Raw genomic sequence first — 13,422 nt, 5'->3', positions numbered from 1 at the left:
CCCGCGGAGAGATCCGCGGGGCCCGCCCCTTCGCGTGTGCGCTACTCCACCGGCGGTGTGCCGGGGAGCGTCGTGGTGACGTAGGGGAAGTCGGCGCCGTCCGTGAACAGCGAGTTGCCCGCCCGGTCGGCGGCCACGACCGCGTAGCGGACCGTCTCGCCCTCCGTGGAGCTGACCCAGTGGGTGTAGCGGGTCTCGTACGCCGGGAGCCGGTCGATCTCGTCCCAGGCCCAGTCGCCGTCCTTCTGGTAACCGATGTAGATCACATAGCTGTCGACGTGGTCGGCTGCGGGATTGAGCTGCCAGGCCAGCTGGACGTTGTCGTCGTTCACGGTGGTGGTCAGCCCGGAGACCGCCGCGGGTGACAACCTGGCCGGTGCGACGGCGGAGACCGTTCGACTCGGTGCGCCCGAGACGCCGGCATCGTGGGGCACGACGACGTAGTGCAGGGACTCGCCGCTGAGCACGTCGCCGTCGGTGAAGGAGAACGCCGTCGCGCCGGCGGTCCTGCGGACCTCGCCGACCTGCTTCCCCTGGCTCGCACCCTCCAGGGTGCGCGAACGCAGGACGTAGTACCGGTCGATGTCGGCCTTCGGCAGGCTCGACCAGGTCAGCCGGATGCCCTCGCCGGGGACCGCGGTCGCCTTGACGTCGGTCGGGGGCGGCGGGGGCTGGTCCCCGCGGTCCACGAACGCCTCCGCCGAGCGCGCGGACTCCTTGCCCGCCGCGTCGACGGCCGTGACGCGGTAGTGGTAGTCCAGGTTGTCGCGCGCGGCCGTGTCGGTCCAGGCCGTCCCCGCAGGGGAGGCGGCGAGCTGGTGGACCAGGGGCGTGTCGTCGTCCTTGAGCTGCTCGGCCCGGTACACGCGGTACGACGCCGCGCCGGTGGCCGGCTTCCAGCTCACCGCGATGCCCTCGGGGAGGTTCTTCGCGGTCACGCCCGTCGGCGTGGCGAGGGTCGCGGCGCGCACCGTGGTCACGGACTTGTCGGCGGTGCCGGCGGACCGGTTGCCGGCCTTGTCGCGCGCCCGGACCTCGTAGGAGTAGACCTCACCGGTCCGCGGCACGGCGGTGTCCGTCCACGAGGTGGCGCCGGCGGTCACGGCCGCGGTCGGCTCGGTCGCGTAGGAGCCGCCCGCGACCTTGCGGTACACGTCGTACCCCGCCAGGTCCATCTCCTTGTTCCGCGACCAGCTCAGCTTCGCCGTGTGCTTCGCCTTGTCGAAGGCGAGCGCCGGCGAACCCGGCACCAGCGGCTTCACCTTGTCGACGCCCGCGGACGTGCGCGGGGTGTACGCGAAGGTGACCGCCGCGGAGCCGGTCCAGTTGACGTAGTCGACCCGCAGGGTGTGCCTGCCCTGGGAGAGCGACAGGTCGACGGACTTCGTGTGCGTGGTCGAGGTGTTCTTCCAGCGGTCGATGGTCAGCTCGCCGTCGACGTAGACGCGGACGCCGTCCAGTCCCGAGGCCTTCAGGGTGAACGGGCCGCCGGAGCCGAAGTCGCGGGTGACCGTCCAGCGCACGCCGAAGTCGTTCGTCGGCAGACCGGACGCCGGGGCTCCGGTGCCCCAGTCCTGCTTGATCGCGCTGTCGCAGTCGGTCTTCTTCGGGGTGCCCTTGAACGAGGTGTTGGCGAAGAGTTCGCGCTTGAAGGTGGGAGAGGTGCACGTCACGCCGGCGGACGCGCTCAATGCGTACGCCAGCCCGCCGGTCGTCGCGAGCGCCGTCGCACCGGCGGCGAGCCCCAGCCGTGTGCCCCGGCGGGAACGGCGGTGACGCCGGGGGGATGTCTCGGTCACGAGAAGGTTCAGCCCTTTCGGCCCATGGGTCCGGATCGGTGCATGGGGGGAGGGCGTGAGCACGCCGGGAGGACACGGAGGCAGGTGGGGCTGCGGAGGTCCGTGTGACGGTGACCTTACGGGAGTGATCGGCGCGAGCGGTACAACGGCCGTGCGGGATGCGTGGTTTCACGTGAAACATCACGCGGCGACGGCCGCCGGAACCGCACCGGGCAGGCGCGTTCCGACGGCCGTCGCAGGAGGGCGTCAGGACTGCTGGGAGGCCTTCCACTCGGCGACGTAGTCGTCGAAGATCGAGCGGAGGTGGTGGCCGATCTTGAGGTAGTCGAGATCGTCGAGGTTGGCGAGGGAGGCGCGGACGGACCACTCGGGGCCGTCGAAGCCGCCGCCGTTGAGGAGGACGACGGAGGTCTGCTCGGCGAGGCGGAAGAGCGGGTCGACGGGCTCGTAGTTGGCCTTCAGGAAGTCGGCGAACGCGCGGCCGTGGACGCGCTCGGCCTCGGCGATCAGGTCGAGCTCGATGTAGTACGCGGCCCGCTTGGGGTCGTCGGCGATCTTCATCTGGGCCCCCTCCAGGAGGAGTTCCAGCCGCTTCTGGACGATTCCGCGGATGCGCCGCTTGTACTCCTGGCCCTCCTCCAGCATGTCGAAGAGGGAGAACAGCGCCATCATCACCTGCTGCGGGAGCGAGAGCCCGGCGGTGTGGTTGAGGGCGACCTGCCGGGAGTCGGCGACCAGCCGGTCGATGAACCTGATCTTCTCCGGCTCCAGGGTCAGCGTCCCGTACCGCTTGTTCAGCCGGTCCTTCTGCTCCTGCGGCTGCGCGGCGAGCAGCTCGTCGATCACGTTGTCGTCGTGCAGGCCGATGATGCCCAGCCGCCAGCCGGTGGCCCCGTAGTGCTTGGAGTAGGAGTACACGAGCAGCGTGTTGCGCGGCAGGTCCGCGGCGATCGAGCGGAAGCCCTCGACGAAGGTGCCGTACACGTCGTCCGTGACGATGATCAGGTTCGGGTTGGGACCGGCGACGATGTCCTTGATCTGGTCGGTGACCCGCTGCGAGAGCGCGAGGGACGGCGGGTTGCTGGGGTTGACCAGGCAGACCATCTTGATCGACGGGTCCTCGAGCTTCGCCACCTCCTCCGTCGGGTAGCGCCACTCGCGGACCCCGTTCTCCGCGAACATGCTGGCCTGGACGGTGACCACGTCGAACGCGTACGTGTCGAGCTCGGGGATCTCCAGGTACGGGGTGAACTCCGGGACCATCAGGGCGATCCGGTCGCCCTTGGCGAGCACCCCGTTCTTCATCAGCGAGTCGAAGATGTAGCACATCGCCGCGGTGCCGCCCTCGGTCGCGAAGACGCTCAGGTTGTCGGCGGGCGGGTTCCTGTCGAACATCTCGTCCTGGATGTACCCGCGGACGATCTTCTCGCAGTGCGTCAGCATCCGGTCGGGGACGGGGTAGTTGTCCCCGATCATCGAGTCCGTCAGCTCGTGCACGAACGCGTCGGCGTCGAAACCGAACCGCTCGACGGCGTGGTCGACGCTCGCCTTGAGCATCTCGATGCCCGGCAGGTCGGGGTGGGTGCGCACGAACCGCTCGAAGCGCAGGGCCGAGTCGTGCGGTTCGGGCATGCCGCCGAGGTTGTCCGCGGTCCACACCCGGCGGGACTCCTCGAGCGCGAAGTAGCCGAGCGCGTAGAACGCCTCGCGGGGACCGGTCGCCACCCAGTTCGGGTTGCCGCGGCCCGCGTTGAGCATCATCGCGTTCGCGGTGCCCTTCTGGCCGGGCTTGTCCGCCTGCTTGGCCTCGGCGAGCCTGATGAACTCCGCCTTCAGCTCGAACGGGCTCAGGGCGGAGAGCTCCCGCATCTTCTCGCGGCTGTACGTGGCCTTCGTCATGCGCTTCTCCTGGTCGTGGGGGCGGTGTTCAGTGGTTGAGGAGCACGATCACGGCGCCCCAGATGGTCAGCAGCACGTTGCCGACGGCGTACGGGATCGTGTAGCCGAGGGTGGGGATCTGCGAGCGGGAGTTCTCGTTGAGCGCCCCGATCGCCGCGGTGGTGGTCTGGCCGCCGGCGAGGACGCCCATCAGGATCGGGAAGCGGATCTTCTGCACGTAGTGGCCGAACAGGAAGCCGACGAGCAGCGGGATCACGGTCAGGATCGCGCCGAAGAACAGCAGCCCCCAGCCGGCCGTGGAGAGCCCGCTGGTGAAGCTCGGGCCCGCGTTGATGCCGACGATGGCGACGAAGATGCACAGGCCCAGGGTGTCCATGAGCCACTGCGCGCCCGGGGGCACGTTGCCGAACGTGGGGTACTTGCCGCGGAGGTAGCCGAAGACCAGGCCCATGATCAGTCCGCCGCCCGAGGTGGACAGCGAGATCGGGACGCCGCTGACGGTCAGCGCCGGGATGCCGATGCAGCCGCCGAGGAAGATGCCGAGGCCGACCCAGATCATGTCGGTGGCGAAGCTGGTCGGCACCGGCTTGCCGATCGCGTGGCCGGCCGGGTCGACCAGCCGCTTCGGCCCGGACAGGATCAGCGTGTCGCCGCGCTCCAGCTGCGTCGAGAGCCGGTAGGGGAACTCCGAGCCCGCCCGGTACAGCTTGTCGACGTAGACGCCGACCATGAACGGCTCCCGGCGCAGCTCGGCGATCGTCTTCCCGAGCTGGGCCTTGTCCGAGGCGACGACGTGCAGACTCTCCGTCCGGTAGCCGAGGAGTTCGACGTCGTCGGCCTCCGGGCCCAGGTGGGTGAGCGGCTCGTAGCCGACGAGGTCGCCGCGGAGCGCGCTGACGGCGACGACGTCGCCGGCGGCGAGGGCGGTGGCCTGCGAGTGCTCCAGGATCGTCCCGTCGCGTCTGACCTCGGTGAGGTAGATCCGGCGGCCGAGCGCCTTCTGCTGGTCCTCGAAGTCCTGGATCGAGCGGCCGACGACGTCCGGGCGCTGCACGGTGTACGCGCGCAGCACCACTTCGTAGTAGCCCTCGCCGAGGTCGGGGTTGACGTCGGGAGCGTCCATCTCCTTGGCGAGCTGGGCGCTTTCGGCGGCCAGGTCCCGCCGGTAGATCCGCGGCAGCACGTTGGCCAGCAGCATCGCGCAGAGGATGGTGCCGAGCGGGTAGGTGACCGCGTAGCCGACGGCGACGAGGTTCTCCTCGCTCTTGGCGTCCCCGCTGCTGAGGCCCGGCAGGGTGCCGATGGCGTCCTGGGCCACACCGATCGCGGCGGACTGGGTGAGCGAGCCGCTCATGAGCCCGGCGGTGAGGCCGGGGCCGTAGCCGAGGAGGACGGCGAAGAGCCAGGCGGTGAGCAGGCCGGTGACGCATACGACGACCGCGTTGAGGACCTGCGGGAGGCCGGTGCTCTTCAGGCCCCCGAAGAACTGGGGGCCGACCTTGTAGCCGAGGGCGAACAGGAACATGATGAAGAACAGGTCCTTCACCGTGCCGTCGATCGGCACCTTCAGCTGGGCGCCGGCGATCAGGCCGACCACGAGGCAGCCGGTGACCGCGCCGAGCGCGATCGTCTTGTAGTGGATCTTCCCCGCCAGGAACCCGAGCGCGACGACGAGGAAGACGAGCAGTTCGGGATGCGGCTTGAAGATGTCCCGCACCAGGAAGTCGATCACGTCAGGCCCCCAGGACGCCGACCAGGATGGGCCCGGTCAGCGGTAGCAGGAAGTTGGACAGGGTGTAGGTGATCGTGTAGCCGAGCAGCGGCACCGAGCTCTGCGCCACCTGGGTGATCGCGGTGATCGCCGGCGTCGAGCACTGCTGTCCCGCGATGGCGCCGACGAGCAGCGGCTTCTCGATCTTGAGCAGCTTGAGCCCGACGAAGAGCGAGATCATCGCCGGGACCAGCACCATGCCGATGCCGGCGAGCGGCAGCAGCGCGCCGTACTGCTTGAGCAGCGGGCCGGCCGTCGCACCGGAGGCGAGACCGGTGACGGCGATGAACACCGACAGGCCGAGGTCCTTGATGGTGCTCGCCGCCTGGGGCGGGAACGCGCCGAAGGTGGGTCGCCGGGAGCGCAGCCAGCCGAAGAGCAGGCCGGAGACCAGGCAGCCGCCGCCGGTGCCGAGCGACAGCGGGACGTCGCCGGCCCGGACCACGATCTGGCCGATCAGCGAGCCGACGACCAGGCCGAGGCCCATGTAGACGAAGTCGGTCGACTCGTTGCGCACGAGCGCGCCGATCTTGCCGACCACCTTGTCGAGCCCGGCGCGCGCGCCGACGAGGGTGAGGACGTCACCGCGGTGCAGCGAGGTCTCGGGCGCGGCGGGCAGCTTCTGCTCGGCGCGCATCACGTCGGTGACGTACACCCCGGACTTGATGAACTCGGGGTTGGCCTTCTGGAGCGCGGCGATGGACTTGCGGTCCATGGCCTTGTCCGTGAGGACCACCTGGCGGACCACCAGGGGGGTGTCGAGGCCGGGGATCGACGGCGTCTCGGGTCCGATCTGCCGCCCGGCGGCGATCGCGCCCTCGCGGCGGCCGACGACCTGGACCAGGTCGCTCAGCGTCAGCTCCAGGTCGGGTGTCGGCGTCAGCAGCTTGCTGCCGCGCTTGACGCCCTCGATGGTGACCTGCGCGCCGAGCGACGACTCCACGTCCCGCACGGTCCGGCCGTCCGCGTGGGTGACGAGGTAGGTGCGGCCGACCAGCGCGGGCAGCGCCTCCTGCTCGTCGGCCTCCAGTGCGGCGCTCTCGCCGCGCATCTTGTCCCACAGGTCGCGGGAGGCCTCGCGGAGGTTGATCCGCATCATCATCGGCATGATCTGGCTGGTCAGGATGACGATGGTGACCAGGCCGAACAGGTAGCAGACCGTGTACGCGGTGGCCACGTGGCTCTGGTACTCGGTGATCTGGTCGGCGGTCAGGCCGGTCAGCTTGCCGATCGACTCCGTCGCCGTGCCGACGACCGCGGACTCCGTCGCCGCGCCGGCGAGGATGCCGGACGCCGTGCCGACGTCCAGGTCGAACGCCTTCGCCAGGGCGTAGGCGATCACCAGGACGGTGACCATCTCGATCAGGCTGAGGACGCCGAAGCGCAGGCCCTTGCGGTTGAGATGGGCGAAGAACTGCGGGCCGGCCATGTAGCCCAGCGCGAAGATGAACAGCGCGAAGAAGATCGTCTTGACGTCCTCGTCGACGCTGATCTTCTGCGTGCCGAGCAGGAGGGCGACGATCAGCGTGCCGCAGATCCCGCCCAGGGTGATCGGGCCGACCCTGATCTTCCCGACCAGGTAGCCGAGGGCGAGGCACAGGAACACCGCGAGTTCCGGGTGGTCCTTGATGATCCCCACGGCGGTCAGCCGCCTGACGTGGCGTTACGGATGAATTGGGGCATACCACGCAAATTAGCAGCGCGGGGGGAGGGGGGCGCGGCGACGGACGCCGTTCGCGGGACGGGGGGGTGGGGCGCAGCGGCGACGGCGGTCTGCGCAGGGTGTGCCGCACGGGGGCGCTCGTGCGCCCCCGGCGGTCCCCTTGCCGGCGGGGTGGGTCGTCGTGCGGCGGCGGAACACGCGGGGGCTCCATGAAGGCGTCGCGCAGGTAAGGAACTGCATGTGCCGCACGGGCGCTCCGCCGGACTGGCGGGACCCTCGTGCGGGGAGGGCGCTCGGGCTGTTCCGCCGCTGCGCGGTCCGGATGGTGCGGTCGTGACGCAGCGCGCGATGCTGTCGGTCCCGCGTGCGAGTGCCGCGTGCCACGGAGGGGCGGAGCGCTGCCCGAGGCGCCGGTGCGCAGGGCTGGTCGGCCCGCGCGCGGGCGGTATGGTCAGGCGTTTTCAGGTGCGGGGTATCACTCGGGTATGCGAACCGGTTCGCATACCCGATGCGGCCGCGAGGGTCGCCGCGGCATGACGAGGGGCCGTTCAGCCCTTCCCCGTCACGTCCGTCGTACCGTCGGGCTTGTCGAGGATGCCGGAACGGGCGATCAGGTAACCAAGTTGGGTACGGCTGCCGCTGCCGAGGGTGGCGGACAACTTGGCGATGTGGCCTCGGCACGTACGGACGTTCATGCCGAGCCGGCGCGCAATAGCCTCGTCCACAAGCCCCTCGACGAGGAGTTTGGCGATCGAGCGCTGGACAGCTGTGAGCCCCCGGACCTGCGGCTGGTGCGGGAGTTGCTCCTCCCAGGGGGTCGCGTAGTTCCAGAACTGATCGAAGACGCCGCGGAGGTAGGCCACCAGCCCGGGGTGCCGTAGCTCAAGGGCCACCTGGCGATCCGCCTGTGCAGGAACGAAGGCGATTTTCCGATCGACGATGATCAGCCGATCGATTATCTCCTCCAGCGTGCGCACCTCAACGCCGAACGGTGCGACATGTTTCACGTATCCCAGCGTCGCTGAGTGATGCCGTGCCGTGTGCTGGTACAAGGTCCGCATGTGCACCCCCTTGTCCAGGAGCGGCTGCACTCGACGCATGCCTTCCTTGATGACCTCTGGAACCCGCCCGCTGCCGGGCTGCAGAGTGAGGAGTTCGACGGAGCACTCGGCGATGGCGCGGTCGAGCGCGGCATTGATCACCGGCAGGCCTTCGAGGATCATCACCGCCCCGGTAGCGGAGGGGGCAGGCGTTCCGATCGTCATGAACGGCTGGAACGCGTCAGCCAGGGCAACGGTGAGCCGCCGACGCTCCTGTATCTCCCGTTCGATCGGGCGCAGGAGCTGGCTGAGGGCCGCCGAGGCGGGAACCGGGCGGAACCAGTCCGGATCAATGGAGTCTGGGTACAGCAGGGCGAGTTGGATGAGGCAGGGTGCGTCGGTGAGGTCCGAACGCGGTATCTTCCCTGCGCGGAGTGCCGTGGCATAGAGCTGCTTGCCCTCGTCGCACAACTCACCGACCGGGTGCGAGTGACCGTTTATGTCCTGCATAGCCCCGGTTTTGTCCCCCCTCATGCTCTAGAAGCAGCAGGAACATGGTGCCTCGTGCCGCTGGTGCAAGTCTGCAGCTTCGGTCATCGTTTTGCCAGCGGGGAACATTGCCCGACAGGAGGGTGGGAGAACGTGATGACCAAGGCGGTTCGCGCACTGTGCGCTGTAGCTCTTTCGGCTGCGGCATTCGGGGGTTTCCTGGCCCTGGAGCCGACTTGGGACAGCGCTCGTACTGGTGCGGCCGTGACGCTCGGACCCCATTGGGGGACGGCGTCGGCCGCTCAACTCGAGCCTACCTGGGACTAGGCCCTCACGGGACGTGGAGCAATGACGAACTTGCCTGATGACAGAAGGGTTCGGCGGGAGATGGAGGTCGCCCACCGGCACGGCTGGCATCCCATCGACCTGACGACCGCGATCCCCCACCCCGGGGACTCGCTGCGCGTCACCCTCGTCGGACAGGAGGTCCTGGTCGTCCGGGAGGAGGACGACGACATCCGGGCGTACCGGACGATCCGCAAGCCGCACGGCACCCCCCAGGCCGTGCGCTGCGTGATCCGGTACGGGATGATCTTCGTCAACCTCGACCTGAGCGACCATCTCCTGGCCGATCCGGCGGCATCCCCCACTGCCGCCTCCCTCAGTGCCTGACGCGATTCCCCCCGTCTCAGCCGATCGCGCAGGCACCCCCCTCACAGCGCCTTCGTCGTGACCTGAACACGACGGCGACGCTGTGCGCCCCCCGAGGGCGCCGTCCGTCCGACATCCCCCACCGGACGGGCGGCCGCCCCGGGGTTGCGGCGTGTCATGACCGCCGCACCCCGCGCCGGACGGCCCCGCGGGGCCCCGGGCGCCCCCCTCAGGTGTTGCCCAGCACCCGGTCGACCGCGATCTCCACGACGACCCGCGCGGGATTGACCCGCGGCGTCCGCCCGTACCGCTCCTCGTAGCGGCGCTCCGCGTCGGCGATCGCGGCCGGGTCCGTGTTCACCGTCGCCACCCCTTCGAGCGTCGCCCAGCGCGCCCGGTCGACCTGGCAGACCGCGACCGGCGCGCCCGCCGGCCCCGCCGCGCGGATGTTGGCGACCTTCCGGGTCGTCCCGCTCGTGATGATCCGGGCGACGCCCTCGGCCGGGTCGTACGTCACCCCCACCGGCACGACGTGCGGTCGGCCGTTCGGGCGGATCGTGGTGACGGTGCACAGGTGCCGCTCCCGCCAGAAGGCGGGGTCGGACGTCTTCGGCGTTTTCGATGAGGTCATCCCCGGAAATTAGCTCCTGCGGGGGAGGCGGGCACACCCTTGAGTGGAATAGACTCAACTTTGTACAGGTTGACCCTGTCAGGACGACGGGCCTGCCACGGCCCGCACACGACACCGACCGAACTCGGGAGCGAGGAGGAGTACGCGGATGGATGCCGAGCTGACCAACAGGAGCCGGGACGCGATCAACGCGGCGACCAGCAGGGCGGTGGCCGACGGCCACCCCGACCTGACCCCCGCGCACCTCCTGATCGCGCTCCTGGAGGGTCAGGACAACGAGAACATCACGGACCTGCTCGCCGCGGTCGACGCCGACCAGGCAGCCGTCCGGCAGGGCACGGAGAAGCTGCTCGCCGCGCTGCCGCGGGTGACCGGCTCGACCGTGGCCCGCCCGGAGCCGGACCGCGCGCTGCTCGCCGTGATCGCGGACGCGAGCCGGCGGGCCAAGGAGCTCGGCGACGAGTTCCTGTCCACGGAGCACCTGCTGATCGGGATCGCCGCCGAGGGCGCCCGGGCCAAGGAGGTGCTCGACCAGGAGGGCGCGAGCGCGAAGAAGCTGCTCGCCGCGTTCGAGACGAGCAGGGGAGGGCGCCGGGTGACCACACCCGACCCGGAAGGTCAGTACAAGGCACTGGAGAAGTTCGGCACGGACTTCACCGCCGCGGCCCGCGAGGGCAAGCTGGACCCGGTCATCGGCCGCGACCAGGAGATCCGGCGGGTCGTGCAGGTCCTGTCCCGCCGCACCAAGAACAACCCCGTCCTCATCGGCGAGCCCGGCGTCGGCAAGACGGCCGTCGTCGAGGGGCTCGCCCAGCGGATCGTCAAGGGCGACGTCCCGGAGTCGCTGAAGAACAAGAAGCTGGTCTCGCTCGACCTCGGCGCGATGGTCGCCGGCGCCAAGTACCGCGGCGAGTTCGAGGAGCGGCTCAAGACCGTCCTCGCCGAGATCAAGGACAGCGACGGCCAGATCATCACCTTCATCGACGAGCTGCACACGGTCGTCGGCGCGGGCGCCGGCGGCGACTCCGCGATGGACGCGGGCAACATGCTCAAGCCGATGCTGGCCCGCGGCGAGCTGCGGATGGTCGGCGCCACGACGCTGGACGAGTACCGCGAGCGGATCGAGAAGGACCCGGCGCTGGAGCGCCGCTTCCAGCAGGTGCTCGTCGCCGAGCCGTCCGTCGAGGACACCATCGCGATCCTGCGCGGGCTCAAGGGCCGCTACGAGGCGCACCACAAGGTGCAGATCAACGACAGCGCCCTGGTCGCCGCCGCGACCCTCTCCGACCGGTACATCACCTCCCGCTTCCTGCCCGACAAGGCCATCGACCTCGTCGACGAGGCCGCGTCCCGGCTGCGCATGGAGATCGACTCCTCGCCGCTGGAGATCGACGAGCTGCAGCGCTCCGTCGACCGGCTCCGGATGGAGGAGCTGGCCGTCAAGAACGAGTCCGACCCCGCCTCCCGGCAGCGGCTGGAGAAGATCCGCAAGGACCTCGCCGACCGCGAGGAGGAGCTGCGCGGCCTGACCGCCCGCTGGGAGAAGGAGAAGCAGGGCCTCAACCGGGTCGGCGAGCTGAAGGAGAAGCTGGACGAGCTGCGCGGCGCCGCCGAGCGCGCCCAGCGCGACGGCGACTTCGACTCCGCCTCCCAGCTGCTCTACGGCGAGATCCCCGCCCTGGAGCGCGAGCTGGAGGAGGCGTCCGCCGCCGAGGCCGAGGCGTCCACCGACACCATGGTCAAGGAGGAGGTCGGCCCCGACGACATCGCCGACGTCGTCGGCTCCTGGACCGGGATCCCCGCCGGCCGGCTCCTGGAGGGCGAGACCCAGAAGCTGCTCCGCATGGAGGACGAGCTGGGCCGCCGGCTGATCGGGCAGGGCGAGGCCGTCCGCGCGGTCTCCGACGCGGTGCGCCGCACCCGGGCCGGCATCGCCGATCCCGACCGGCCCACCGGCTCCTTCCTCTTCCTCGGCCCCACCGGCGTCGGCAAGACGGAGCTGGCCAAGGCGCTCGCGGACTTCCTCTTCGACGACGAGCGGGCCATGGTCCGCATCGACATGAGCGAGTACGGCGAGAAGCACTCCGTGGCCCGGCTCGTCGGCGCGCCGCCCGGGTACGTCGGCTACGAGGAGGGCGGCCAGCTCACGGAGGCGGTGCGCCGGCGGCCGTACTCGGTGGTGCTGCTCGACGAGGTCGAGAAGGCGCACCCGGAGGTCTTCGACGTGCTGCTGCAGGTGCTCGACGACGGTCGGCTCACCGACGGCCAGGGCCGCACGGTCGACTTCCGCAACACGATCCTGATCCTGACCTCCAACCTCGGCTCGCAGTACCTGGTCGACCCGACCGTGCCCGAGGAGCAGAAGAAGCAGCAGGTCATGGACGTGGTCCGGCGGTCCTTCAAGCCGGAGTTCCTGAACCGGCTCGACGACCTGGTCGTGTTCTCCGCGCTGGAGAAGGACGAGCTGGCGCGGATCGCGCAGCTGCAGATCGACCGGCTCGCGCGCCGGCTCGCCGAGCGGCGCCTCACGCTCGACGTGACCCCCGAGGCGCTGGCCTGGCTCGCCGAGGAGGGCAACGACCCGGCGTACGGGGCGCGGCCGCTGCGCCGGCTCATCCAGACGGCGATCGGCGACCGGCTCGCCAAGGAGATCCTGGCCGGCGAGGTCGCCGACGGGGACACCGTCCGGGTGGACCGGGTGGGCGAGGGCCTGCTGGTCGGCCGGGCGTCCTGAGCGCGCGGTCGGGCCGGGCCGGGAGGATCCGGCCCGGCCCGGCGGGAGCGGGGTGAATCCGTAAGCCCTCAGCGGAGCGAACCGGTGGGGCCTTGCCAGAACCCCGCAGGCATGGGGGAGGATGGCGGAATCCGTACGAAGGGACCAAGCACGTGAGCATCGACCCGTCCGGCATTCCGAACTTCGGGGGCCAGCAGTCCGGCCCCCCGCAGGGCGCAGGACCGGCAGGCCCCGTCGTCCCCGACCAGGACCTGGTGAAGCAGCTCCTGGAGCAGATGGAGCTGAAGTTCGTCGTGGACGACGAGGGTGACCTCGCCGCCCCGTGGGAGGACTTCCGCACCTACTTCATGTTCCGCGGCGAGGGCGACCAGCAGGTCTTCTCGGTGCGGACGTTCTACGACCGCCCGCACACCATCGAGAAGAAGGTCGAACTCCTCGAGTCGATCGACGACTGGAACCGCCGCACCCTGTGGCCGAAGGTCTACAGCCACACCCACGACGACGGCACCGTCCGCCTCATCGGCGAGGCGCAGATGCTGATCGGCACCGGCGTCAGCCTGGAGCACTTCGTCTCCTCGACGGTCAGCTGGGTCCGCGCGTCGATCGAGTTCGACAAGTGGATCCTCGAGCAGCTCGGCCTCGAGGCCGAGGTCGACTCCGCGGAGAACCCCGAGAAGCCCGAGGACGGCGACTCCCCGGCGTAGTACCCCGCCTCCGACGAGGGCCCGGCGCACCCGTGCGCCGG

At 70.1% G+C, this 13,422-nt stretch carries 9 protein-coding genes; 3 read left to right on the top strand and 6 right to left on the bottom strand.

Annotation, left to right across the window (positions count from 1 at the left end):
* Positions 1 to 41: 41 nt before the first annotated feature.
* From ACFWEG_RS24715 to ACFWEG_RS24695, 5 genes are all read right to left on the bottom strand, one after another.
* Positions 42 to 1,673, bottom strand: a complete 1,632-nt coding sequence (locus tag ACFWEG_RS24715) for a fibronectin type III domain-containing protein (protein WP_387219099.1) — start codon at positions 1,671 to 1,673, stop codon at positions 42 to 44.
* 372 nt (positions 1,674 to 2,045) lie between these two features.
* Positions 2,046 to 3,698, bottom strand: coding sequence for a bifunctional aspartate transaminase/aspartate 4-decarboxylase (locus ACFWEG_RS24710; RefSeq protein WP_387219096.1), 1,653 nt, complete (start codon positions 3,696 to 3,698; stop codon positions 2,046 to 2,048).
* A gap of 28 nt (positions 3,699 to 3,726) precedes the next feature.
* Positions 3,727 to 5,430, bottom strand: a complete 1,704-nt coding sequence (locus tag ACFWEG_RS24705) for an aspartate:alanine exchanger family transporter (protein ID WP_387219094.1) — start codon at positions 5,428 to 5,430, stop codon at positions 3,727 to 3,729.
* 1 nt (position 5,431) lies between these two features.
* On the bottom strand, positions 5,432 to 7,108 hold the full coding sequence (gene aspT, locus ACFWEG_RS24700) for an aspartate-alanine antiporter (RefSeq protein WP_387219091.1): 1,677 nt from the start codon (positions 7,106 to 7,108) through the stop codon (positions 5,432 to 5,434).
* 572 nt (positions 7,109 to 7,680) lie between these two features.
* On the bottom strand, positions 7,681 to 8,682 hold the full coding sequence (locus tag ACFWEG_RS24695) for a helix-turn-helix transcriptional regulator (RefSeq protein ID WP_387219088.1): 1,002 nt from the start codon (positions 8,680 to 8,682) through the stop codon (positions 7,681 to 7,683).
* Between the two features lie 327 nt (positions 8,683 to 9,009).
* Between ACFWEG_RS24695 and ACFWEG_RS24690 the strand changes: the two genes are divergently transcribed.
* Positions 9,010 to 9,333 carry a (2Fe-2S)-binding protein gene (locus tag ACFWEG_RS24690; protein WP_387219086.1) on the top strand — a complete coding sequence of 108 codons (324 nt, stop codon included), beginning with the start codon at positions 9,010 to 9,012 and terminating at the stop codon, positions 9,331 to 9,333.
* A gap of 208 nt (positions 9,334 to 9,541) precedes the next feature.
* Here the strand turns inward: ACFWEG_RS24690 and ACFWEG_RS24685 are convergent, their stop codons facing one another.
* A complete protein-coding gene (locus ACFWEG_RS24685; RefSeq protein WP_387219083.1) occupies positions 9,542 to 9,943 on the bottom strand; it encodes a TIGR03618 family F420-dependent PPOX class oxidoreductase in 402 nt (133 codons plus the stop codon).
* A 148-nt stretch (positions 9,944 to 10,091) separates the two neighbouring features.
* On the opposite strand from ACFWEG_RS24685, the gene clpB reads away from it, so the two are divergent.
* The gene (gene clpB, locus ACFWEG_RS24680) at positions 10,092 to 12,677 is read left to right on the top strand and encodes an ATP-dependent chaperone ClpB (RefSeq protein WP_387219080.1); all 2,586 of its coding nucleotides are present in this window, start codon (positions 10,092 to 10,094) and stop codon (positions 12,675 to 12,677) included.
* Positions 12,678 to 12,829: 152 nt separating this feature from the next.
* Positions 12,830 to 13,381, top strand: coding sequence for a YbjN domain-containing protein (locus tag ACFWEG_RS24675; protein ID WP_387219079.1), 552 nt, complete (start codon positions 12,830 to 12,832; stop codon positions 13,379 to 13,381).
* The last annotated feature ends 41 nt before the right edge of the window (positions 13,382 to 13,422 follow it).

It is taken from the genome of Streptomyces sp. NPDC060194, assembly GCF_042728285.1.
GTDB lineage: Bacteria > Actinomycetota > Actinomycetes > Streptomycetales > Streptomycetaceae > Streptomyces.
The sequence above is the reverse complement of the archived record's forward strand: the minus strand, read 5'-3'. Positions and strand labels throughout refer to the sequence as shown.